At 60.6% G+C, this 22,521-nt stretch carries 20 protein-coding genes; 8 read left to right on the top strand and 12 right to left on the bottom strand.

Annotated elements, in window-relative coordinates; all coding sequences use genetic code 11:
- Nucleotide 1: 1 nt before the first annotated feature.
- The 3 genes from narJ to V7M64_RS01445 are packed head-to-tail and all read left to right on the top strand — an operon-like array spanning nt 2 to nt 2,068.
- Nucleotides 2-646, top strand: coding sequence for a nitrate reductase molybdenum cofactor assembly chaperone (gene narJ / locus V7M64_RS01455; protein ID WP_333676506.1), 645 nt, complete (start codon nt 2-4; stop codon nt 644-646).
- A 1-nt stretch (nt 647) separates the two neighbouring features.
- Nucleotides 648-1,355: a respiratory nitrate reductase subunit gamma gene (gene narI / locus V7M64_RS01450; protein WP_333676505.1), complete on the top strand. Its 708-nt coding sequence runs from the start codon at nt 648-650 to the stop codon at nt 1,353-1,355.
- The gene (locus V7M64_RS01445) at nt 1,352-2,068 is read left to right on the top strand and encodes a peptidylprolyl isomerase (RefSeq protein WP_333676504.1); all 717 of its coding nucleotides are present in this window, start codon (nt 1,352-1,354) and stop codon (nt 2,066-2,068) included. The genes narI and V7M64_RS01445 overlap by 4 nt, the downstream gene beginning before the upstream one ends.
- Nucleotides 2,069-2,270: 202 nt before the next feature.
- Here V7M64_RS01445 and V7M64_RS01440 read toward each other — a convergent pair whose 3' ends face one another.
- Nucleotides 2,271-4,658, bottom strand: a complete 2,388-nt coding sequence (locus V7M64_RS01440) for a phosphoketolase family protein (protein WP_333676503.1) — start codon at nt 4,656-4,658, stop codon at nt 2,271-2,273.
- Between the two features lie 545 nt (nt 4,659-5,203).
- Here V7M64_RS01440 and V7M64_RS01435 point away from each other — a divergent pair.
- Together V7M64_RS01435 and V7M64_RS01430 are read left to right on the top strand one after the other, a co-directional pair.
- Nucleotides 5,204-6,751 carry a thymidine phosphorylase family protein gene (locus tag V7M64_RS01435; RefSeq protein ID WP_333676502.1) on the top strand — a complete coding sequence of 516 codons (1,548 nt, stop codon included), beginning with the start codon at nt 5,204-5,206 and terminating at the stop codon, nt 6,749-6,751.
- Entirely contained in the window at nt 6,748-7,656 is a 909-nt protein-coding gene (locus V7M64_RS01430; RefSeq protein ID WP_333676500.1) for a ribose-phosphate diphosphokinase, read from the top strand. The genes V7M64_RS01435 and V7M64_RS01430 overlap by 4 nt, the downstream gene beginning before the upstream one ends.
- 207 nt (nt 7,657-7,863) lie before the next feature.
- On the opposite strand, the gene V7M64_RS01425 is transcribed toward V7M64_RS01430, so the two are convergent.
- Nucleotides 7,864-8,136 (bottom strand): hypothetical protein, encoded by a 273-nt coding sequence (locus V7M64_RS01425; protein WP_333676499.1) that lies wholly within the window; start codon nt 8,134-8,136, stop codon nt 7,864-7,866.
- 521 nt (nt 8,137-8,657) lie between these two features.
- Here V7M64_RS01425 and V7M64_RS01420 point away from each other — a divergent pair.
- Nucleotides 8,658-8,894, top strand: a complete 237-nt coding sequence (locus tag V7M64_RS01420; RefSeq protein ID WP_333676498.1) for a hypothetical protein — start codon at nt 8,658-8,660, stop codon at nt 8,892-8,894.
- Nucleotides 8,895-8,923: 29 nt separating this feature from the next.
- Here the strand turns inward: V7M64_RS01420 and V7M64_RS01415 are convergent, their stop codons facing one another.
- From V7M64_RS01415 to V7M64_RS01370, 10 genes are all read right to left on the bottom strand, one after another.
- Nucleotides 8,924-9,160: a hypothetical protein gene (locus V7M64_RS01415; RefSeq protein ID WP_333676496.1), complete on the bottom strand. Its 237-nt coding sequence runs from the start codon at nt 9,158-9,160 to the stop codon at nt 8,924-8,926.
- Between the two features lie 104 nt (nt 9,161-9,264).
- The gene (locus tag V7M64_RS01410; protein ID WP_333676495.1) at nt 9,265-11,553 is read right to left on the bottom strand and encodes a heavy metal translocating P-type ATPase; all 2,289 of its coding nucleotides are present in this window, start codon (nt 11,551-11,553) and stop codon (nt 9,265-9,267) included.
- A gap of 53 nt (nt 11,554-11,606) precedes the next feature.
- Nucleotides 11,607-11,879, bottom strand: coding sequence for a host attachment protein (locus V7M64_RS01405; protein WP_333676494.1), 273 nt, complete (start codon nt 11,877-11,879; stop codon nt 11,607-11,609).
- A gap of 221 nt (nt 11,880-12,100) precedes the next feature.
- On the bottom strand, nt 12,101-12,787 hold the full coding sequence (locus tag V7M64_RS01400) for an exopolysaccharide biosynthesis protein (protein ID WP_333676493.1): 687 nt from the start codon (nt 12,785-12,787) through the stop codon (nt 12,101-12,103).
- Nucleotides 12,784-13,326, bottom strand: a complete 543-nt coding sequence (locus V7M64_RS01395; protein ID WP_333676492.1) for a cytochrome b/b6 domain-containing protein — start codon at nt 13,324-13,326, stop codon at nt 12,784-12,786. Before V7M64_RS01395 ends, V7M64_RS01400 begins: the two co-directional genes overlap by 4 nt.
- Nucleotides 13,327-13,404: 78 nt before the next feature.
- Nucleotides 13,405-14,241, bottom strand: a complete 837-nt coding sequence (locus tag V7M64_RS01390; protein ID WP_333676491.1) for a universal stress protein — start codon at nt 14,239-14,241, stop codon at nt 13,405-13,407.
- A gap of 233 nt (nt 14,242-14,474) precedes the next feature.
- Nucleotides 14,475-16,790, bottom strand: coding sequence for a serine hydrolase (locus V7M64_RS01385; protein WP_333676489.1), 2,316 nt, complete (start codon nt 16,788-16,790; stop codon nt 14,475-14,477).
- Between the two features lie 29 nt (nt 16,791-16,819).
- A complete protein-coding gene (locus V7M64_RS01380) occupies nt 16,820-18,082 on the bottom strand; it encodes a putative glycoside hydrolase (RefSeq protein WP_333676488.1) in 1,263 nt (420 codons plus the stop codon).
- Nucleotides 18,079-18,780, bottom strand: coding sequence for a polysaccharide deacetylase family protein (locus V7M64_RS01375; protein ID WP_333676487.1), 702 nt, complete (start codon nt 18,778-18,780; stop codon nt 18,079-18,081). The genes V7M64_RS01380 and V7M64_RS01375 overlap by 4 nt, the downstream gene beginning before the upstream one ends.
- Before the next feature lie 278 nt (nt 18,781-19,058).
- A complete protein-coding gene (locus tag V7M64_RS01370) occupies nt 19,059-20,420 on the bottom strand; it encodes a cytochrome C (RefSeq protein WP_333676486.1) in 1,362 nt (453 codons plus the stop codon).
- Nucleotides 20,421-20,611: 191 nt separating this feature from the next.
- Here V7M64_RS01370 and V7M64_RS01365 point away from each other — a divergent pair, with 191 nt between their 5' ends.
- Nucleotides 20,612-20,944 carry a high-potential iron-sulfur protein gene (locus V7M64_RS01365; protein WP_333676484.1) on the top strand — a complete coding sequence of 111 codons (333 nt, stop codon included), beginning with the start codon at nt 20,612-20,614 and terminating at the stop codon, nt 20,942-20,944.
- 72 nt (nt 20,945-21,016) lie between these two features.
- On the top strand, nt 21,017-22,453 hold the full coding sequence (locus V7M64_RS01360) for an MBL fold metallo-hydrolase (RefSeq protein WP_333676483.1): 1,437 nt from the start codon (nt 21,017-21,019) through the stop codon (nt 22,451-22,453).
- Nucleotides 22,454-22,521: the final 68 nt, after the last annotated feature.

Genomic DNA, 22,521 nt, shown 5'->3' with positions numbered 1-22,521 from the left:
GATGCGAACCGACCATGCCATATTCCTGCGCGCACTTGCTGCCTTGCTCTCCTACCCGGATGCGGCATTGCGTGCAGCATTGCCGGAAATCCGCGCCGTGCTTGGCGAAGCGCCGCACGTCGACGCTGCAAGCCGAAAGCAGCTCCTGGCGCTGGCGGACCAGCTCGCACGTGGCGATGCCCTCGATGTCGAAGCGCGTTTCGTCGATTTGTTCGATCGCGGACGCGGCACATCGTTGAATCTGTTCGAGCACGTGCACGGCGATGGGCGCGATCGCGGTCCGGCGATGCTCGATCTGCGGCAGCGCTATCTCGATGCCGGGCTCGAACCCAGCGGCAACGAGTTGCCTGATCACCTGCCGATGCTGCTGGAATACCTGAGTTGCCGTGACGTGGCCGAAGTGCGCGAAACCCTCGGTGACTGTGCCCATGTGCTGCGTGCGATCGGCAATCGGCTGCTGCATCGGCGTAGCCGCTATGCCGCCGTGTTAGGCGCGCTGTTGGAGCTCGCATGCGTCGAGGGTCTTGATTCGCATGCACCGGTTCCGGCGCCCGAAGACCTTGACATCACGTGGGAGGAGCGTCCCGCCTTCGCCAACGACCGGGCACCGCCGTGCCGGCCGGCTGATTTCGTAAAACGAGGCTGACATGAACACCGCGACCAACCTGCAATGGTTCCTGTTCGGTATCTATCCGTACATCTGCCTGTCGGTATTGCTGCTGGGCAGCTTGATACGGTTCGACCGCGAGCCATATACCTGGAAGAGCGATTCCTCACAGATGCTGCGTGCAGGGTCCTTGAAGCTTGGCTCGAATCTTTTTCACTACGGCATCCTGGTCGTGGTGATTGGACATTTCCTCGGCTTTCTCGTGCCGCATTGGGCCATCGACTGGGCATTAGATCCCGCGCAACATCAGTTGCTGGCCATGGTGGGCGGTGGCGTGGCCGGCGTGGTGGCGATCATTGGGTTGAGCATGCTGATCTACCGTCGTCTCGCTGACCCGCGTATTCGTCGCAATAGCCGAAAATGGGATATCACGGTGGTGATCATGTTGTGGCTGCAATTGCTGCTTGGCCTTATTACCGTGCCGCTGTCGGCCCAGCATATGGATGGCGCGAAGTTCGAATTGCTTACTGCGTACGTTAAGGGCATCGTCACTTTCCAGGGCGGCGTGGCCGCGTTGTTGTTGCAGGTCTCCTGGGTTTACCGCCTGCATATCCTGCTTGGTTTCACCATCTTCCTGATCTCGCCGTTTACGCGCATGGTGCATATCTGGAGCGGAGCGGGAGCGCTCGCTTATCTTTTCCGTCCCTATCAATTGGTACGTACGCGCAAGCGTGCGGTTCGCACATGACGATCGCGGTCAATGGCGTGGCAGTGGCCGATCAGGATTGGCCGACACCGCAGATGGCGGCAGTGCATGAATTGTTGCGCCAGCGCGCCGTGATGCTCGGCTGGCTGGATGACCGCGCGGAGCCTGCCGCCATCGGCGAGGCCATCGAACGCGTGCTGACTGAAGAAGTTCGCGTACCCGACGCCGATGAAACAGCATGTCAGCGCTATTACGCGCAACACATGCAGCGTTATCAAACGGGCGAGCTGGTTGCTGCCCGGCATATTCTTTTTCAGATCACACCCGGCGCGCCGCTGGCCGCGGTGCGGGCCATGGCCGAAGCCATGCTGGCAGAACTTCACACGCAACCGGCGTTATTCGCCGAACGCGCGCGCAGCCATTCGAATTGCCCTTCCGGCGAACTAGGCGGCCAGTTGGGACAGTTGCAGCGCAGCGCCATGGTGCCGGAGTTCGAGCAGATGCTGTTTGGCACCGCGGTGACTGGCCTATTGCCGCAGCTCGTGAAGACCCGTTTCGGTTTTCATATCGTCGCCGTCGACCAGCGTGTTCCCGGCGAGATATTGCCTTTCGAGCACGTACGCGAACGCGTTGCTGAAGACTTGCGGCGGGAAGCGGAGGCGCGAGCGCTCAGCCAATATGTGCGCGTGCTGGCTGGCCAGGCACAGCTGCAGGGCGTGGAGCTGGATGGGGCGGTATCGCCACTTGTGCAGTAAGGCTTCGTCAATGCGATAAATCAATCCCCTCTCCCTCCGGGGAGAGGGCTAGGGTGAGGGGCTGGGCTTGCCGAAAATCAATCACCGCGTGTGAGGTTTGCTTTTTGAATCTCGCATCTAACTCACTTTTGTGCGAGATTCGCCCCTCACCCCAACCCTCTCCCCGGAGGGGAGAGGGAGCTAATCCTCGCGATGCATAGACCTACGCTTGAGCGGGTTGCTTCTTCGCCACGGCGTGCGTCGGCCAACGCCAGGCCTGCACCTCCGGCATGTCCTCGCCGTGCTCGCTGATGTACAGCTTGTGCTTTTCCATTATCGACCAATAACGCTCGATCGCATGACCAACATGCTTGCTGAAGCGTGGAATACGCATGATGGCATCGAGTGCGAGTTGATAGCGATCCAGGTTGTTGAGTACCACCATGTCGAACGGCGTGGTGGTAGTACCTTCGTCCTTGTAGCCGCGCACGTGGATGCGGTCTGAGCAACTGCGCCGATAGGTCAGCTTGTGAATCAGCGAGGGGTAGCCGTGGAAAGCGAAAATCACCGGCTTGCCCGAGGTGAACAGCGCATCGAAATCGCGGTCGGACAAGCCGTGCGGATGCTCTGATTGCGGTTGCAGCACCATCAAGTCCACTACGTTCACCACGCGAATACGGATATCGGGCAGGTATCCGCGCAACAGTGTGACGGCGGCAAGGCATTCAAGCGTGGGCACGTCCCCGGCACAGGCCATCACGACATCCGGATCGCCATCGTCATTGCTGGCCCATTCCCAGATGCCCGCACCGGCTGCGCAATGTCTGGTGGCGGCGTCAACGTCCAGCCACTGCCACGATGGCTGCTTGCCGGCTACGATCAGGTTGACGTAGTTGCAGCTGCGCAGGCAATGGTCCGTCACCGAGAGCAGGCAATTGGCGTCCGGTGGCAGATAGATGCGCACCACTTCGGCTTTCTTGTTCGCCACGATGTCGATAAAACCCGGATCCTGGTGCGAGAAGCCGTTGTGATCCTGCCGCCACACATGCGAGGTAAGCAGGTAATTGAGCGAAGCGACCGGTGCGCGCCAGGGAATATGGCGGCTCACCTTCAACCACTTCGCATGCTGGTTGAACATCGAATCGACGATATGGATGAAGGCTTCGTAGCACGAGAAGAAACCATGTCGTCCGCTGAGCAGATAGCCTTCCAGCCATCCTTCGCACAGATGTTCGCTGAGCACTTCCATGACGCGGCCGTCGGCACTGAGGTGATTGTCGTTGGCCTCGATGCCGGCTAGCCAGGTTTTGCCGGAGACGTCATAGACCGCATCCAGCCGGTTGGATGCCGTTTCGTCCGGGCCGAACAGGCGGAAGTTCTGCTGGTCCAGATTCAACCGCATCACCTCGCGCAGAAACGTACCCAGTACGCGGGTGGCTTCGGCTTCCACCGCACCCGGTTGCGGCACCGCCACGGCATGATCGCGGAAGTGCGGCATGGCCAGCGGTTTCAGCAGTTCGCCGCCGTTCGCATGCGGGTTGGAACCCATGCGGCGGTGGCCGGTCGGTGCCAACGCGGCGAATTCCTCGCGGAATCGGCCGTTTTCGTCGAACAGTTCCTCGGGCTTGTAGCTTTTCATCCAGGCTTCGAGCTGCGCCACGTGTTCGGGTTTGTCGAACTGCGCCAGCGGCACCTGATGGGCACGCCACGTACCTTCCACCTGCACATCGTCGACACGCTTGGGTCCGGTCCAGCCTTTCGGTGTCTGGAAGATCAGCATCGGCCAGCGCGGCCGCGAACTGCCTTTGCCATCGCGTGCGCCTTGTTGAATGGCGCGGATGCTGGCGAGTATGCCGTCGAGCGCGCCGGCAAGCAGCTGATGCACGATCATGGGATCGTTGCCTCTGACGAACCACGGTTCATAGCCATAGCCGTGGAACAGATCGATCAATTCGTCGCGGCTGATGCGCGAGAGCAGGGTAGGGTTGGCGATCTTGAAGCCGTTCAAATGCAGGATCGGTAACACCACGCCGTCACGAGCGGGGTTGAGGAACTTGTTGGAATGCCAACTGGTGGCCAGCGCCCCGGTTTCCGCCTCGCCATCGCCGACCACGCAGGCCACGATCAAGTCGGGATTATCGAACACCGCGCCGAACGCGTGCGCCAGCGAGTAGCCAAGCTCGCCGCCCTCGTGAATCGAACCTGGCGTTTCCGGCGCGACATGGCTGGGTACGCCGTAGGGCCAGGAAAACTGCCGGAACAGACGCTCCATGCCGTTGCGGTTGCGCTCGATCGCGGGATAGCGCTCCGTATACGAACCTTCCAGGTAGGTTTGTGCAACCAGTGCAGGGCCGCCATGTCCAGGCCCGGTCATGAACAACATGTTGAGATCATGCTGCGTGATCAGCCGGTTCAGATGCACGTAGAGCATGTTCAAGCCGGGCGTGGTGCCCCAGTGGCCAAGCAGGCGCGGCTTGATGTGCGCGCGTTCCAGAGGCTGCTCAAGCAGCGGATTGTCGCGCAGATAGATCTGGCCGGCAGCGAGGTAATTGGATGCGCGCCAGTATGCATCCATCCGCTGCATTTGTTGAAGTGAGAGTGGGTTTGGCATGGGAGATTTCCGCGGCTGGGTTTCGACTACTTCTACGCCGCTGTGGGTGCCGAGGCTTGATGTGCATCAAGGTCATCGTGCGGAACCGGGAATCCATTTTCAGGGATGCACCAGAGCAAAATGGATTCCCGCTTTCGCGCATTGCTGTCCGGGGAAAACGCGCTGATGAGAAAGTACACAGTTTCGTTGGCTCGAAACGACGATTTTTGCTTCAAACCCCGAAGATCAAAGCGCACGCTCAAGCAAGTGCCGTGTCAAATTTCCACACACAAAACCTTCCGCCGCCGCACGCCGGGGCGTGCGATCGGCGGAAGTGCAGCCACTGCACCAGGATCAGCGCGTGCCCATGGATCGAAGAAGCATGGAGCGCCCGGTCCTGTCCTCCTTGGCCGCGATGTCACCATTGCGCAAAAAGGCGGCAGTCATGTTGATGCAGATCAAGTGACCTGCATGAGTCGACAAAACACACGCCGATTGACGAATGTCAAATGTGCGCGACGCGACCGATCGCACACTGCAGCTGATCTGGTTGCGGATGGCATGGCATGTCCTTATCGATCTCTCCCCAAAAAAACACGGGCTTTGCCAGACCGCGCCTGGAGGCGAACCAATTGCGGCGGCTTGGCATCGATACCGGCTACGAATATGTGGTGTATCTGGATGTTGATTCGCCCATTTGCCGCAGCGAAGGTTTCGGTCCGCATTCGCGGCTTTCGCTGCGCGTGGGCGAACGCGAGATTCTGGCGACACTCAACCTGGTGCAGGCCGGTTGGCTGACCATCCATGAAGCCGGCCTTTCCGAATCTGCGTGGCATTCGTTGCATCCTTCGCCCGGCGAAAAGGTGGTGATCGCGCATCCGCCGAACGTGGATTCGATGGCACATGTGCGTGCGAAGGTCTTCGGCAAGGAACTTGATGCCGGCGCCTTCGAAGCGATCATGCGCGACATTGTGGCGCATCGCTATTCGCGCATTGACATGGCAGCGTTCATCACGGCGAGCAGCAACCATCTCACGCCGGATGAAGTGATCGCCTTGACCCGTGCCATGGTGCAAACCGGCCGGCAATTGAACTGGGATCGGCCGCTGGTGGTGGACAAGCATTGCATCGGCGGCCTGGCTGGCAATCGCACCACGCCGATCGTGGTGGCGATTGCAGCGGAGCTTGGTTTGACCATGCCCAAGACGTCGTCGCGCGCGATCACGTCGCCGGCCGGCACGGCCGACACCATGGCCATGCTGGCGCCGGTGGAGCTGAACGAAGCGCAATTGCGTCGGGTCGTGGAATCCTGTGGTGGGTGCATCGCGTGGGGCGGTGCCATGAATCTGGCGCCGGCGGACGATTTGCTGATCCACGTCGAACGCGCGCTGGATATCGACAGTGCAGGGCAGATGGTGGCCTCCGTGCTATCGAAGAAAATTGCCGCCGGCTCCACTCACGTAGTGATCGACATGCCGGTAGGCCCTACTGCAAAAGTGCGCGACCAGGCCGAAGCGCAAGCGCTCACGGAGTTGCTGACGCACGTCGGTGCCGCATTCGGCTTGCACGTGCACGTGCTGATCAGTGACGGCACGCAACCGGTCGGCCGCGGTATCGGCCCCGCGCTGGAAGCACATGACGTGTTGGCCGTACTGCGCAACGATCCGCATGCGCCTGCCGATTTGCGTGCGCGCGCTTTGAACGTGGCCGCGGCAGTGCTGGAATTGGGTGGCGCGGCCTCTGCCGATCGTGCCCTTGCTGTGGCGACGGATTGCCTGCTTTCCGGCCGCGCATGGCAACGCTTTCAATCCATTTGCAATGCGCAAGGCGGCTTGCGCATGCCCGGTCGGGCTGCCTATCAGCAAAGTGTGCCGGCGCCGCATCCCGGACAAATAACGTGCATCGACAACCGGCGCCTGTCACGCGCTGCCAAGCTGGCCGGCGCACCGGCCTCGCCGCTGGCCGGACTCACGCTGGACGTACATCTGGGCGATACCGTCTGCGCGGGGCAGGCGCTGTTTACATTGCATGCGCAAAGTCCGGGAGAACTTGCGTACGCCATGGAATACGTATCGCGCCATCCCAGCATCATTGGTGTGGAGGCTTTCTCATGACTTTGATTTACGCCATGCCAGGCAACGAGTTGTTTGCCGAACTTCTGATGCAGCACACCGGCTACGGCCGCGCCGGGCTGTCTGTTCATAGCTTCCCGGACGGGGAGACGCGTGTGACGGTGGACACACCGCTCAAAGGCGAGCAGGCCGTACTGGTCTGCTCGCTGGACCGGCCCGATCCCAAGCTATGGCCATTGGCCGTGGCGGCTTCAACGCTGCGCGAATTGGGCGCGCGGCGCGTCATCCTGGTGGCAGCTTATTTGGCTTACATGCGGCAAGATGCGCGTTTTCATCCTGGCGAAGCGATTTCGGCCAAGCTGCTGGGGGAATGGTTGGATAATCACTTTGATGCACTGGTCACCGTTGATCCCCATCTGCATCGTTACCACAGCCTCAACCAGATCTACTCGCGCGACGCGCGCCTCGTGCACGCGGCCGGGGCGCTGGCGGCATGGATTGCTTCGCACGTGGAGCGCCCGCTGCTTGTCGGTCCCGATGACGAAAGCCGGCAGTGGGTAGAGGCGATAGCCAACCTGCTGTGCGCACCAAGCGTGATAGCGCGCAAGGAACGGCATGGCGATCGCGAGGTGACCATCCACTTACCGGAACTCGGCCGATGGCTGGATCACACTCCGGTGCTGCTGGACGACATCATTGCCAGCGGCCAGACCATGCTGCAGACCTTGCGTAGCGTATGTGCCTATACGACGCCGAAGCCGGTATGTGCCGCCGTACATGGCGTATTCGCGGAAGGGGCATTAGACGCGTTGCGCGGCGAAGGCGTGGGTGACATTGCCACGACCAACAGCATCGCTACGGAAACCGCGCACATCGACATCAGCATGCAGGTGGCGGAGGCGTTGACGGCGGTATGCAACATCATCACGGAACGTAGGTGGGGCTGATGTGGTTTGGATTGATGCAGAGTGGGGCGAGGTACAGCCGAACCCCAACAAGCCATGCATGGGCGAGGCACGCTGGGGTTCGCATTCGCTCACCCCAGCCTATGCAACCCCCAGCCTATGCAAATTCTCTAAGCCTACGATCGATGCAAGCGCGGCGAAGGCAGGCCATGCGCCGACAGAAAAAGGTGGCCGGCGTGCAGGCATGGCTTAGCCTCCATGCAGCAGCACGGAATGATTTGCTGGCGCGATGATCTCCCGCCAGCGCTCGGCAATGTTGAGCTTGGCCATGAATCGATCCAGTTTCGTCGTGTAGTGCCCTTGCAGAAGATCGCTGCGGCGAATGGCAAGCGTGGCGACGGGTGCCTTGCCGTCCAGGTCGCACATGTCGCTGAAGGTGGTTTCATAGCCGTGGCCGCCATACGTGCAGAAATACGCGGTGGGCGGCAGTCGGTGCGCAGCGTCGCATAGAAAACGCCGCATCGGGCATGCAGCACGGCCCGCCCATACGGGCATGCAGCACGGCCCGCCCATACGGGCGTGCCGAGCAAGATGAGGTCGTAGTTGTGCGGATCGACGTACAGCGGGTCAATCGGGGAAGCACGCCGCGCGATGCATCCCACAGCGAACGCATGTAGCCCGTTAAACCGGCTCTCGATTGTCGCTCCTGCAGGGTGACCACGTCGGCACCCAGTTCCTTGACGAGCTCTCCGGCCAACTTACGGGTGGCATTGGAGCGGCTGTAATAGATGATCAGTTTGCGGCTCATGTTCGTCGCGCCTCGCCGTTGATCGTGCGGGGATGGTCGCGCGCCACGCAGCGGTGCCGCTTGATCATCGTCAAGTCCGCGGGCTACACGTAACCTTGAATGAAATCCCGGCATGTTTACGCTTGCGAATACCGGGATGCCACCCAACCCACGATGCAAACCGATTTGACCTGGATCAAGTCGGCATCGAGGCAATCCAACACAATGCCCGGTGATGGTCGCAAAGGGTCACGCCGTGGCGCTGGCTGATGATGTGTTTGATTTCTATGTGGTCCTGTTTCAATTTGCGTCGATCGATCGAACGCAATGGCTGGTCTGCGCCAGGCCGGCCTCGCACTGTCTGGCCGTGCACGAAGATCGGGTCAATGCCATTGCCCACGCTCGCCAAATGGCGGAATGCCGCGTCAGCGCGGGCAAGGCGGCTCAGGTGCGCGTGCAGAAAGAAGATGGCAGGTCCTGGAAAACGGTGTGATGCTCGTCGGGCGGCGTACCAAAGCATCCTTAGCATCGCTTCAAACGATCCGCTTCCGTGAGATAGAGGACGTGCCGGTTGCTGACCACCGCCAGGCACTCGGATACATAACCTTGTGCGATTTGCGAAGCGGCTTTTTCGGTGCCGCACAGGCGTGCTTGAGCAAGAAAGCTGGTTTCCGATTTGCTCGCTTCTTCCATCAGCGCGCGCGCCCGATCGGCCAGCTCCACTTCAGAGCCAGGCACTTCATAAACAGGAAGGCCCATGTCGAGATACCGGTTTTGGTGCATTGATCTGGATCAATCCGTACGCCGGTTTTCGTACTCTCACGGATGTCATTACCGCGAAACGTGGGAGTGACGGCACAGGACTACGAAATCGCTTCCGTGACGCCTTGGTAAATTTCCTCCTCCTGCGCAAAATGCAAACGCAAAATCGCATCCAGCCCATACAACACACGTTGCAGGTCCTGCACGGTTTCCGGCGGCAGGCGGCCTTGCGGAAGGTCTTGCGTCATATGCTGAAACAGGCGGCCAAGGCGAAGAATCTCACGGTGGGTGCGGCTCAACGGCGCCAACGGATCATCGCCACCCAGCATGCGTTCAAGCCGGGGATACAAAGACGTTTCATCGGCATGTTCGTGCGGAAGCAGTTTGGTTCTCAGCAAACCATCCAGCTCGGCCAGTTCGGCGTGGAGCGCATCTTCGGCAAGAAGTGGGAGGTGATCGGCACAGGTGCGAATGCGGTCAAGCACAGGCCCGAGTTCATGATGTTCCGCGGCAAGGCGCGAGTTTTCCGAGGCATCCAGCTTCCCCGCCACATGGATGACGCCGGTGTGCAGCGCGCGCAGCGCATTAAGAATCACCGCCACGTCAATGCCTTCCTGCAACACGGCGCCGGGTACTGGCGGCAGATAACCCACCGCGGCAACGATCATCGCAAGCAACGACAGGCTCATGCCGGCGATGATGCTTTCCAAGGCGATTTTCCGCGTGCGGCGGGCGATCAGGAATGCTTCGGCGAGATGGTCCAGCCGGTCGACCAGCAATACGACGCCAGCCGCTTCCGATGATGCCGCGGCACCGCGCGCGCCCATGGCGACGCCCACGTCGGCGGCAGCCAGCGCCGGTGCATCGTTGATGCCATCGCCGACCATGATCGTGGTGCCGATTGACTTCGCCGCCTTGATCGCCGCGAGCTTGCCGTCTGGCGTCTGATGGGCCATCACCTCATCGACGCCCAGCGCTTCGCCAATGATTTCAGCGATATCCCGTTGATCTCCGGTCAGCATCACGATGCGTGCTATGCCTGCACGCCGCAGCAGCCGGATGGCACGCGGCGTATCAAGGCGGATCTCGTCGCCAAGCAGCAAGGCGCCGGTCATGCGGCCGTCAATGGCCACGAATACACCGGTTGCCGCTTCACGACGCATGCGCTTTCGCAATGCTTCCACCCATGCGGCCGGCGCAGCCATGCGTGTGACGAACGCATGGCTGCCGACGATCACGCGGTGTCCTTCAATGGTGCCGGATAGGCCCGCGCCGTGTTCTTCCTGCACGTCGGAAGGTTTTGCCAAGACAAGCCCGCGCCGTCTTGCGAACGAGACGATGGCTTCGGCCAGCACATGTTGCGATACCTGTTCGAGCGAGGCCGACATGCGCAGCAATTCGTTCGGATCGAGCGAATCGGCCACCTCGATGGCGGTAAGGCGGGCGTGCCCGGCAGTCAATGTTCCTGTCTTGTCGAAGAACAGAACACGGCCTTGTGCAAGTTGCTCCAGCGCGCCGCCGCCTTTGACGAGCACACCGCGCGCGGCGCAGCGCGACATGCCCGAGACCATCGCGACGGGCACGGCGAGGATAAGTGGGCAGGGGGTGGCTACCACCAGCACCGCCAGGGCGCGGATAGGATCGCCCGACAGCATCCACGCCATGCCCGCAAGCACCAGCGTGAGCGGCAGAAATAGCAAGGCGTAGCGATCCGCCAGCCGCGCGGAGGGCGCTTTTGCCTTCTGCGCCGTTTCAACCAGGCGAACGATGCCGGCGAAGGTACTATCGGCGGCGGACGTCGTGGCCAGCAGATCGAACGGCGCCGCCGCGTTGATGACACCACTGCGCACCGCATCACCTTCGGAACGCCTCGCCGGTAGCGATTCGCCGGTCAGTGCGGATTCGTCCAGCACCGCCGTGCCGGACGCGACGCGTCCATCAACAGGAACCACTTCGCCGCCGCGGATAAGCAATCGGTCGCCGGGCTGCACTTGCGCGACGGGCACCTGTACGAGCACATCGCCCTGGTATCTGTTTGCCGCGCGCGGCGCGCGTTCCAGCAGCGCCGACATGGTCCGCCTGGCCTTGCCCTCGGCGTAATCCTCCAGGACCCTGCCGCTGGCAAACATCAAACCGATGACGGCGGCGGCAAGCGGCTCGCCAAGCACGATCGCGCCGGCCATGGCGAGCAGGGCGATAACGTCGATGCCTGCATCGCGATGGATCAACTGGACGATGATCGAGACGAGGATCGAAGCAGCAACGGGAAGGGCGCCGATGACCCATAGCATATTGGAAAGGGAGGTATCGCCGATGAAGTGCCCGATAGCGCCTGCCAGCAATGCCAAAGCACTGAAGATGGCCAGCGCACGGTAGATTAGAGTTCGCATTGCCGTCTGCTTCCTCATTCGTAGGATGGGATGAAATCCCAGCATTCATGCGATCAAGCTGGCAGATGGCTGCGCAGACCGGCGGTGGAGAGCGTCATCAGATCGTTGTCCACTTCACCTACCACGCGTTTTAGGGTTTGTTCGCCCAGGCGATCATGCAGTGCACCGAGGAAATGCGGTGGCGCGATCAGCATGAGTTTGTCATAACGCCCCTCCTGACGCCCGCGTTCCATCACGTCGCCCAGGACTTCGGCGAATTGTTTGGCGTGCTTGTCCGTTTCCGATGTATCGAGCCCCAGGAAGCTGACGGTGGTGGTGATGGGCATGAGCGGGTCTTCCTCGCAATGCAATGGATGACTGCCAAACCCCCTCCACGCCTTGCATGACTCCTGCCCATGCGAGACGCGGAAAGGGGGTGCCTCAGGGCTCTTGCGGAGCTGCGGGGGGCGCGAGTCGCTCAAGCCTGATAATGGCCCCAACGTGATCATGCGAAACGGGAGAAAGCGCTGTATTGATCGAAATCAAATGTGGCGGAAATTCAAACGGCTTACGCATGCAGCCAGTGATTGAGGCCGGTATAGAAACCTTGCGAGGCCAAGATCACCAGCACGATGCCGGCGATGGCTGTCGCCAGGCCTGCCCAAACCGTGACGCCATCCCTCTCCATCATGCCGAGGGAGAATAGCGAAATGGCCGTGCCGGGAACGACGTGGCCCAGGGGAATGGGTAACGTGATGATGAGCGCAAGGATCAGGCAGACAACGCCAACAGGGATGCGCATCCAGTCCCCTGCCAACCATCGCTTGCGCGGGCGAACGATCTTTTCCAGCCTTCGTAACGTCGGAAGCACGTTGCGCACCACTTTGGCAAAAGCGCGAGCATCCATGGAGCGGCGGGCGAGCCTTTGCGGAATCCAGGCGTGATCACGGCCCACGGCAAGTTGAGCGGAAATCAAAACCATGCATGCGCCAAAGGGAACCGAGAGACCGGGTGCAGGAATGGGAATGGCCATTGGTAGTGCCAGCAACAGCAGCAGAGCCCAGGTAGAACGGTCATCGAGCAGTTTCAGAACCTCCCCGATGAGTATGCGCTCGCGACCAAGGGCATCGGTGCGGTTTTCCAGGATCGTCGAGAGCGGCACAAGGTGAGGGGGTAGCGGTGCCGCGTGGCGTGGCGTATTGCTCATGAAATCACCTGCTGCCTGCTTTTCCGGCGAATGGGCGGCATCCGTCATAGCATTCTCTTGAGCGTGTTGTCCCGCCGTATGAAGTGATGCCAAAGGGCTGCAACGACGTGCAATCCGATCACCACGTAAAAAATATTGGCAATCAGTTCATGCATTTCCCCAGCAAGCTCCTTGGCCTGTTCGTCCGCATGAACCAATGCGGGCAGATGCAAGCCAATCCATGGCAGAAAGATGGGTTCGCCGCCGTAGCTCAACTGCAACCAGCCGAGGATGGGCTCCACGATCAGGAACGCGTACAGCGCCAGGTGCACCACGCGGGAGGTTATAGCCGTGAACACGTCGGGCGCCGGAATAATCGGAGGCGTCCGTGCCTCGAGCCGGATGAGCAATCGCAGTACGGCGAGCAGCAACACGGCGAGACCGGCCGTGATATGCCATTGCAGCGCCTGCATGCTCGAGGCGGCGGCACCATTCTCTTCACCATTTTCGCCCGCGTCGGCCAAGAGATAGGCAGCCAGGATAGCCGCGACGGTCAGCCAGTGAACGATTCGCAAGCTCAAAACGTAGCGTGTGCTTGGCATGGACATGTGTCTGATTTCCGAAGTGGTCATGGATGCGGGAAAGGTGTCTGTGTCGTGCTGGAAGGAATACCCGGATCCGTAGAATCAGTGAGACAGAAGAATGGGAACCTTCGCCTCGGCGAGCAGCCCTCGCGTAACACCACCCAGCACCCATTCAACAAAACGGGAGTGGCCGTATCCGCCGGCAATCACGAGATCAGCACCGATATTGTCGGAATGGGAAAGGATCAGGCTGGCAATATCGACTCCACGCGAATCAATCGCAACGCACCTGGCATTGATGCCGTGGTGCCAAAGATGATCCGTCACCACTCTTCGGCGGTGGCGGGCGTCCTGATCCGCGTCATCATCGTATACAACGATTTCCACGGATTCCGCCTTCTGCAACAGCGGCATCGCATCGTGGATGGCTCTGGAAGCTTCACGGGTGGGACGCCAGGCGATCAGGATTTTCTTGATCGGCACGGACAGTTCGCTTGCCGGCGATACGATCAACATCGGCCGGCCGGTCTGGAACAGCAGTCCGCCAATGTTCTGCAATTGCCACTTGCCTGCATCCTTCTGCTGATGTTTGCCGATGACGATGGTGTCTGTGCAGTAGCATTCGCGGGCGGCCATCGCCCACGCATGCGCATATAAGGCTTCCACGATGCGTACGCGATGCGTATCGACGTGGGCCGCATCGAGCTCGCTTTGAGTGCGTTCGGCTGCCGTGGATGCGCGGCGGCGAAGCTGTTCGTGCAGCGCTTGCGTTTGCGGATGGGGAAGAATGGCAGAGGTACTGAAGGCGGGCGCCGGAAGCTCAACCATTTGGAGGGGGCGGAGCTTGCCGTCAAAATGACGGGCCAGCTTGACGCCTGCGTTCACGGCGGAGCTGTCGCCATCGCCGCCAGTCATGATTACCGCGATGTCTTTGAGCATGGTCTCGCGCCCGGCAACTATCTGCAATCCCATCATTCGACATTGCTCGCGGCGTCTTGTTGATCCACATCAAGAGGGACCGAAATCAACGTCGCGCCCAGCTCTTTTGCCGTCTGATAGGCGATGCCCGAATAGCGAGGTCGAATAGGCGGGTGATGGCTTGTTCTATCGACAGCGTTCAGCGCGCTGCGCGGGCGATCGGTGGTGGGAAGAATTGGCCGGCCATGTCATGGTCAATAACGCAGGTGCCGTTCCCGCAGCGTGGCGAAACCCTCATCTTGCGCCATCTCGATAGCCTCAAGCCGGTCGAGTGCCGCCCCACCGCGAATCGCCTGCAACACGGCCGCCGAACCTATCGAACCATGCGTTCCAGCCAGATCGAACGTACTTGGATAAAGCGCATGCAGCGTCGACAGCAGTGCCAGCCCCAGGCGCGCGACAGGGCGCGATGCATCGGCCTTGATGCTCACGCCGTGACAAAGTTGGCCGTGCCAGGTGGATTCGGTAGGAACGAAATCGATGGCCTCGAAATGCGCGCCTGTATCCAGCGCATTCAAGGCACGGGCGAGTTTCTCGCCATCTATCCATGGCGCACCGATCCACTCGAACGGATGCGGCGTGCCGCGCCCCACGCTGACATTCGCGCCTTCGAGCAAGGCTACATCCGGATAAAGGTCGAGTTGCGCCGGCGTGCGCAAATTCGGTGACAGTGGCACCCAGCCCAGGCCGGTGTCGAGGATATGCATGGAACGCAGATAACCGTTCATGGGAATGACGCGCAAATCCGCATCGATATGTTTTTCCTGATTGAAAAGATCGGCAAGCTCGCCGACCGTCATGCCCGGTTGCAGCGGCAACGGGAAATAACCGGTAAAGGACTCATGGCCGCTATCGAGCACGGGACCGCCGAAGCGGTCCGCACCAAGCGGATCGGGCCGGTCCAGCACGAACAGCGGCATGCGATGCGCCGCCGCGGCTTCCAGCGCGTAACCGAGTGTCGTTTCGTACGTGAAGAAACGGACGCCTGCGTCCTGGATGTCGAACACCAGCGCATCCAGGCCATCAAGCGAGCCGGCCGGAAAGCGTTGGTTGATGCCGTACAAACTATGCACGATGAGGCCGGTTGCGGCATCGCGCGCTTCGCCAACCGGCGCGTCGACATCGCCGTTCAAGCCATGCTCCGGTGAAAACAACGCCACGAGCGTGATGCCCGTTGCGCGAGCGAGCACGTCGATAGTCCGCCTGCCTTCGGCATCGAAACCGCTGCGGTTCGTAATCAGGCCGATACGCAAGCCGGCGAGCGGAGCAAGCCTTTGTGCCTCCAGCACGTCAATGCCGACTTGCACCGGCCCCGTCGAGATCGGCAAGCGCGATGCTTCGTGCAGCGTCGGCAACGTCCACGGTAGCAACCGGCCAATTTCGGCCGTGGCCTTGGGCGCAGTACGGCTTGCGAGCAGCGCCAGCACCTGTGCGCGCAGCGGGCGCGCGTCGCCTTCGTCATGGGGATGCACGCGGTTGGTCAGGATGACAACGAACTGCCGCGTCGCCAGATCGATCCACAAGCCCGTGCCGGTGTAACCGGTGTGGCCGATGGCGCCGATGGGTGGAACGCGGTCCTGATTGGCGACGAAGGGTGGGGCCAGTTCCCAACCGATGCCGCGCCACGATGTACCCGAAAGTGGCGATGCAGCGGACGCCAGCGCGGTAATGCTTGCCGGTTGCAAGATGCGTTGGCCGCCAAGGCGCCCGTTGTTGAGCACCATCTGCGCAAAGCGCGCCAGATCGGCGCCGGTGGAGAACAGGCCTGCGTTGCCGGAAACGCCACCCATCCAATTTGCCGTGGGATCGTGGACCCGCCCGCGACGCATGCCCGTAGCGTCCGCGGTGGTGGGGGCGCTGAGTCTGGACAACCTAGCGTTGGGCAGGAACATCGTGTCCTGCATGCCGAGCGGCTTGAAGATATGCGTGCGGCAATAGACGTCCAGCGGTTGATGCGTGATGCGCTGTATCAACTCGCCGAGCACGATGAAGTTGAGATCGCTGTAGATGACCTTTTCGCCGGGTGCGCTGAGCAGTGGTTCCGCAGCGATGGCGCGCAGTACGCTCTGCCGGCCGCGCTCATGCGGAAGGCTGCGCAAGTCCGGTCGCAAACCCGATGTATGCGCAAGTAGCTGGCGCACTGTTACCGTCCGTTTGCCGTTCGCCGCAAAGTCCGGCCAGTAGTAAGCGACCGGGGCGTCCAGATGGATGCGGCCCGATTCGACCAGTAGCATGACCGCCGTGGTCGTCGCCACTGCTTTGGTGAGCGAGGCGAGATCGAACTCCGTATCCAATGTCATCGGCTCATGCTTCGGCACGATGGCGCGTTGCCCGAATGCCTGCCGGTAGAAAACATGCTTGGCATCGCCGATCAGGATAACGGCGCCGGGAATGCGCCCGGCGGCGATTTGTCCCTGGACGATTTGCTCAAGCTGCTGTTCGTCGGCGGGGCGCAGGTCGGCAGCCACCGCAAGCGGCGGCGCCGCGACGACCAGTGCGGCCAATCCCATCGATAGCCGCCAGCGCCTGACCACGCCAGTCAGCGGCGGGGCAGGTCGTTGGCGTCGTACTGATTGCGCGGATTCCATAACATCCACCCATCGGCTCCAGCTGCTTCAGCGGCATCGGTTTGCGCACGGATCGCCTTGGCATCGAACTGACGATGATCGAACGCATAATCGCGAAACGCTTGCAGCCACGGACGAAACCGTACACCCGCAAGCCCGGTCCGGCGTATTGCCTGGGTCAGCGAGCGCTCGACGATCTGCCCCGGTTCGGCGACCGGATCGGCCAGACTCGGCAGACCCCAAGTAAAGCCAGACGGATACAGCATCGGCGATATGTAGTCGAGCGCGGCATCGAGTTGCTCGAGCTGCTGGCCGATCGCGGTGTCGTTGGTGTTCCAGCAAACGTAGCCAAAAATATCTGCCGCGATGAAGACGTTGTAAGGCGCAAGCCTTGCGCGAGCGGCTTGCAGAAATCCTGTGATGGCTTCGGTGCGATTGTCACGGGTGTTCGGCAAGGCAAAGCGTAGACCGCCCTGATCGGGGAAGCGCACATAGTCGAACTGGATTTCGTCAAAACCCATGCGGGCGGCTTCTTCGGCCACGTCCAGGTTGTGCTGCCAGACGTCGCGCGAAAAGGGGTCCATCCATTGCAAACCCTCGCGGTCGCGCCATGGCTTGCCTTGCGCATCGTGCACGTTCCATTCGGGATGCGCTTGGGCTAATGGTTCATCCTTGTAGACGACGATTCGCGCGATCAGGTACAGATGGCGGGCATGCAGCTCGGCAAGCAGGCCGGGGAAGTCCGACACGAATGGCACACGTTCGGTCACCTTGGCGGCGGCACCGATCATCTCGCGGGCATGACTGCGATAGGGCGTCAGGCCGCGATCGCCTTTTATGTCGATGACCAGCGCATTGATGGCGGTGTGCTCAGTGAGGTCGACGGCCGCACGACGTAGTGTTGTGCTGGTGATGCCATACACCGACAGGTAAACGGCCTTGGGCTGGAAGGGCGCCAGTGTCAACGTCATCGTGCGTTCGTTGGAGATCTGCATGTTGCTGCGCAAATAACCTGGCGCGCGAACCGCGATGCTTGTCACCGCTTGTTGGATATCGAAACGCCCTTGTTCGTCGGTGCGGGTGACGCCGGCGGAAGTCGTGACGATGGCACCGGCAATCGGCATCTGGGTAACCTGATCGATGACCACACCGGTGACAGCCAAGGTGGCCGGGCTTGCCAGCACGGTGGCGATGACCAGCATTGCGCATAGTTTCAGTCGCAGCGGCAAGCTCATGGCACGTGCTCCGTCTTTTTTTCGCCGAGCAGATGCGCAAGAGCGTCCGGCCCGTAGGCATCAATCATTAGAAAGCGCGGCAGCGCCAGCAGCGGTGCGTGCTGGTCGGCCTTGCACGGTTTGAGCGTAAAAGCGGCCACATAGCCTTCCTGTGTGGCAAGCGCGATCAATGCATCGTCATGAATGCCAAATGGCCACGCCAGCATGTCCACATGCGCGCCGGTTTCTGATTCGATGCGCTGGCGCGAGGCATCCAGCTGCCAACGCACGAACTGCTCGAAATCCGCGGCGCTCCGCCGATTGCGTTCGATGTTGAAATTGGGATGCCAGTAAGTGTGCGACTGGATGTCGAACCACCCGGTCCGTCTGAGTGTACGCAGCTGATCCCAGGTGAGTGCGTAGGATGCGTTGGAAATGGCCGATGGATAGATGAACAGCGTGACGGGAAAATGCTCGCTCAATACGACTGGGAGCAGCTTTTCGAACACCGAGCGATGACCATCGTCCACAGTGATGACGACTGATTTTCCGGGCAATGAGGTGGCTGGATTGCGCAGCCAGTCGACGGCGTCCCGCAGCGGCACTATGTGATAGCCATGCGTCTGTAAAAAATGTAGCTGCGATTTGAAGGTGGTGATGCGCACGGTCATTGCATCCGCCGCCGTATCGGCAAAACGGTGGTACACGAGAATGGTCACGCCGGGCTCGGGAGCCTGCGCGTTTCCAGGCAATGCCAGGCCATACAGAGAGGCCAAAGCCAGCCAACATATCAGCCATCTGATTGCTTTGTGCATGCGGACCTCGACGCGGAATGTTCCGGGTGCGCTTTATCTTGCGTGCGTAGCCGCGTTGTCCGCATGACCCACGTCAATTGGCTTGCGTGGGCCGGGACGAAATCCAAGCGCGCGCGGCGCGATAGATGCAGGGATTTCGCCCGGCCTTCGAAAGCCGTGCCGATGGTTATGCAACCGGCGGTTCAGAACGCAAGCCACACGTAGAAATAGAGCGTGTTGTTATCCGACGCACGCCTTCCTGCACCATCCACGTTGTAAACCAGCCCGTTGAAGCGGGTGTACCAGGTGTATTGCAAGCCAAGGCGCACATTGGCGTATGGCTGCGCCCAGGAAGTGGCTTGGCCGAATGGATTCCAGTTCAGCTCCACGGTGCCGCCGTTGGTGTTGGGACTGCCGTTGTTGCCGTACAGGATCACGTCCTTGCTACCGTCGTTGGCAAATGCGCCCAACGTGACGCCCCATGTGTTTTTGTACCAATAACTTGCATTGGCATTGAGGGCATGCAGGTTGTCGTGCAGGTTGGATGAGCCGCCGGATGGATAGGTTGCATCCAGCCTTTGCTGTTCGGTGAGGTAGATCGTGTTGACCGTAACGATGTGATCGCTGCCGTTCAAAAGCTGATAACTCGCATCCACGCCGTAGTCGTGGAACTTGTCGGTGGGGCCGGCCATGGCCACGGGTTTGCCTTGTGCGCTGACACCTACCTGTCCACGTGCCGTTTCCAGTATGAAGCCGCCGAGTTCGACATTGCCGTTAGGCAGATTCCACGTATAGGCCACACGTGCGTAGGGCGAAATACCCGCCAGGCGCCCGCTGAAGTCGGCATTGACGTCGCGCAGAAAAGCCGGCGACAGCGAGCGATAAACGCCGGCCTCCAGGTAGAACGCATTGTTGTATTGGGTATACGCGTTAAGGCCCACCACTTGTCCGGCAAGGCCGCCCATCAAGACGGGCGCGGCTGGGGCGCCAGGGGCCAGGTCCGGTGCCATATAGGGGAACTGCCAGGCCGGTGCCGTATTGAATACATCCGTGACGCTGGGATTGTTGTTGAGCGACAAGCCCCAGATCGCAGGGTGCCCGGCAAGGTTGAATGATCTTGCGTAGCGCAGATCGCTGTTATCCCAGCCGAGTAGGCCGCCATTCTGCGAATACGTGCCTTGCGCCAGGATACCGAGATTGTCGGCAAGACGGCCGGCCACGAAGATGGAAGCCTGTTGCAACTCGACGTTGTCGTTGGTGCTGAAATTGCTTGCCGGTGGCGAGGTTTGGGCTTTCGCCGTATGCGTATACGTTTCGACTACCATCAGCGACAGTGGCACTTTGGTATCGCTGCCCACCGAGAGCGTGTAACCCATCAACTTGAACTGGCGCCCAAAGGGTGTGAGCTGCGGTCCGAACCCGCCAACGTGGCAGGCCGTGCACGGCTGGTGCGTCTGTCGCGCAAACGCCGGTACCGCGTGGCTGGTGACAGGGGATAGCAGCACCAGCATGCCCAGTACGAGGGCCAGCATGCCTGGTACGACGCGTTTGCTGGATGTGCGCATGCACGTGCTTTCGCCGACCATGTTCTTCCCCTTCTTGTTGGCCATTTGCCCTGGCGCGATGCTTCGGGCGCGCTCGAAAAAGTAGCTGGAGGAAGTTTGTGCACGCCAAACCTGACCGGTTTGATCTGGATCAATCGAACGGGCCATCCGATGGCTACAGTGATGATCATCGCCCTCGCGGAGAGCATCCCATGTCACAAGCCAAAGCAACGATCGAATCGCGCCGGCGGTTTCTGCAACGGGTTACGGTCACCATCGGGGGTGCTTGCGTGGGCGGCATGTCCATGTTCGTTCGCGGTGGAGAACTGCCTCATCTCACCGATGCAGATCCCACGGCCAAGGCGATGAACTACGTGGAAGATGCCGGTAGCGCGAAGAATGCCCTGTATCGGGCCGGCAGCACGTGTGCCAACTGCCAGTTCTATAACGGACCAGATACAGGCTATGGCACTTGCCAGCTGTTTCCAGGTAAGGCCGTCAATGCGAAGGGCTGGTGTTCGTCATACACGCCAAAGAAGGCCTGAGTTTCCCTGGTTCTGGCAAACCTGGAACGCGACATGTTTTCACCTGTCAAGCAAGTTCAGCCGGCAAAAGCCATGGCAGCCGGCAAAAGCGCCATCCGCTACGTCTGTTACGGCGCAGCGAAGGAAGTCACGGGTTCGTGTCACTTGCTTGAATGTGGCGGCCGGCGCGTATTGATCGATTGCGGCCTGTTCCAGGGTGGCCGCGAGCAGGACAGGGAAAATGCCAAGCCTTTCGGTTTCGAGCCCGCCAGCATCGACGTGCTGCTGCTTACGCACGCGCATCTGGATCATTGCGGGCGTATCCCAAAGCTCGTCAAGGAAGGGTTCCGCGGTCGCATTCTGGCTACGGCAGCAACGCGCGATCTTGCCCGCATCGTGATGCTGGACGCAGCAAGCCTCCAGGAAGAGGACGCGCGCCGGGCACAGCGGAGAAGCCGCAGGCGCGGCGACCTCAACGGGGAGCCCTTGTATACCTTGGATGATGCGCTGCATGCGATGGATTTTTTTTCCGAGCCTGTGGCGTATGACAGCGAGATAACCATTCTTGACGGTGTTCGCGCCACGTTTCGGGATGCTGGGCATATTCTTGGTTCCGCTTCCATCCTGCTGAAACTGGACAGCGGCGGCTGCACATGCAAGGTGTTGTTCTCTGGCGACCTGGGTAATCCTGGTCGGCCGATCCTGCGCGATCCGGAGCGAGCGCCGGCAGCCGACTATGTCGTGATGGAAACCACCTATGGCGATCGCCCGCATCGCGCACTGCCAGATTCCGTGGATGAGCTATATCACGCGATCAAGCAAACGATCGATCGGGGCGGCAACGTCATCATTCCGACTTTTGCCCTGGAGCGTGCGCAGGAAATTCTGTACTACCTCCATCGAGGTATACAGAACGGTGTTTTGCCCGCGCATACACCCGTATTCATGGACTCGCCGATGGCGATCTCCGCCACCGACATCTTCCGCAGGCATCCTGAGTGTTTCGATGAGGCATTCCATCAGGAACTCCGGCGTGGGGATCCGTTCGCCATGTCCAACTTGCATTTCTGCCGCGATACCGCGGACTCCATGGCGATCAACCATATCCAGAGCGGCGCCATCATCTTGGCCGGTTCCGGCATGTGCACGGGCGGCCGGGTACTGCATCACTTGAAACATAATCTATGGCGTGAACGATGCAGCATCGTATTTGTGGGATACGCGGCGGAGGGAAGCCTGGCCCGACGTATCGTGGATGGCGCGGCAACCGTTCGCATTTATGGAGAGGACGTGCGAGTAAAAGCCCAGGTCTGGACCATCAACGGTTTTTCGGCACATGCCGACCAGCCCGCTTTGCTGGATTGGCTTGGTCGCGAGAAACGTCAACAGGTACTGTTGGTGCATGGTGAGTACGAGCGGGGCATGTGCGCCATGGAAGCTTGCCTTAAGCAAGCTGGCGTGAGTTGTCGGATTCCAGGCAGGGGCGAACCGATTGCGCTAGCGACGGCTACGGCACGTGAACCGTGCTGATCTTGTAACAACCATATTCATGGTCGATAGGGCTCCACTATCGGGCGGATGGCCTTGTTTGCGCTTGT

Source organism: Dyella sp. (assembly GCF_036746095.1).
In the GTDB taxonomy this organism is placed as follows: Bacteria; Pseudomonadota; Gammaproteobacteria; order Xanthomonadales; family Rhodanobacteraceae; genus Dyella_B.
The sequence above is the reverse complement of the archived record's forward strand: the minus strand, read 5'-3'. Positions and strand labels throughout refer to the sequence as shown.

What these genes read in the sequence shown, in the direction of transcription:
- narJ (WP_333676506.1), top strand. Translation starts at nt 2, where the DNA reads ATGCGAACCGACCATGCCATATTCCTGCGCGCACTTGCTGCCTTGCTC.
- narI (WP_333676505.1), top strand. Translation starts at nt 648, where the DNA reads ATGAACACCGCGACCAACCTGCAATGGTTCCTGTTCGGTATCTATCCG.
- V7M64_RS01445 (WP_333676504.1), top strand. Translation starts at nt 1,352, where the DNA reads ATGACGATCGCGGTCAATGGCGTGGCAGTGGCCGATCAGGATTGGCCG.
- V7M64_RS01440 (WP_333676503.1), bottom strand. Translation starts at nt 4,658, where the DNA reads ATGCCAAACCCACTCTCACTTCAACAAATGCAGCGGATGGATGCATAC.
- V7M64_RS01435 (WP_333676502.1), top strand. Translation starts at nt 5,204, where the DNA reads ATGTCCTTATCGATCTCTCCCCAAAAAAACACGGGCTTTGCCAGACCG.
- V7M64_RS01430 (WP_333676500.1), top strand. Translation starts at nt 6,748, where the DNA reads ATGACTTTGATTTACGCCATGCCAGGCAACGAGTTGTTTGCCGAACTT.
- V7M64_RS01425 (WP_333676499.1), bottom strand. Translation starts at nt 8,136, where the DNA reads ATGCGGCGTTTTCTATGCGACGCTGCGCACCGACTGCCGCCCACCGCG.
- V7M64_RS01415 (WP_333676496.1), bottom strand. Translation starts at nt 9,160, where the DNA reads ATGGGCCTTCCTGTTTATGAAGTGCCTGGCTCTGAAGTGGAGCTGGCC.
- V7M64_RS01410 (WP_333676495.1), bottom strand. Translation starts at nt 11,553, where the DNA reads ATGCGAACTCTAATCTACCGTGCGCTGGCCATCTTCAGTGCTTTGGCA.
- V7M64_RS01405 (WP_333676494.1), bottom strand. Translation starts at nt 11,879, where the DNA reads ATGCCCATCACCACCACCGTCAGCTTCCTGGGGCTCGATACATCGGAA.
- V7M64_RS01400 (WP_333676493.1), bottom strand. Translation starts at nt 12,787, where the DNA reads ATGACGGATGCCGCCCATTCGCCGGAAAAGCAGGCAGCAGGTGATTTC.
- V7M64_RS01395 (WP_333676492.1), bottom strand. Translation starts at nt 13,326, where the DNA reads ATGTCCATGCCAAGCACACGCTACGTTTTGAGCTTGCGAATCGTTCAC.
- V7M64_RS01390 (WP_333676491.1), bottom strand. Translation starts at nt 14,241, where the DNA reads ATGCTCAAAGACATCGCGGTAATCATGACTGGCGGCGATGGCGACAGC.
- V7M64_RS01385 (WP_333676489.1), bottom strand. Translation starts at nt 16,790, where the DNA reads ATGGGATTGGCCGCACTGGTCGTCGCGGCGCCGCCGCTTGCGGTGGCT.
- V7M64_RS01380 (WP_333676488.1), bottom strand. Translation starts at nt 18,082, where the DNA reads ATGAGCTTGCCGCTGCGACTGAAACTATGCGCAATGCTGGTCATCGCC.
- V7M64_RS01370 (WP_333676486.1), bottom strand. Translation starts at nt 20,420, where the DNA reads ATGCGCACATCCAGCAAACGCGTCGTACCAGGCATGCTGGCCCTCGTA.
- V7M64_RS01365 (WP_333676484.1), top strand. Translation starts at nt 20,612, where the DNA reads ATGTCACAAGCCAAAGCAACGATCGAATCGCGCCGGCGGTTTCTGCAA.
- V7M64_RS01360 (WP_333676483.1), top strand. Translation starts at nt 21,017, where the DNA reads ATGGCAGCCGGCAAAAGCGCCATCCGCTACGTCTGTTACGGCGCAGCG.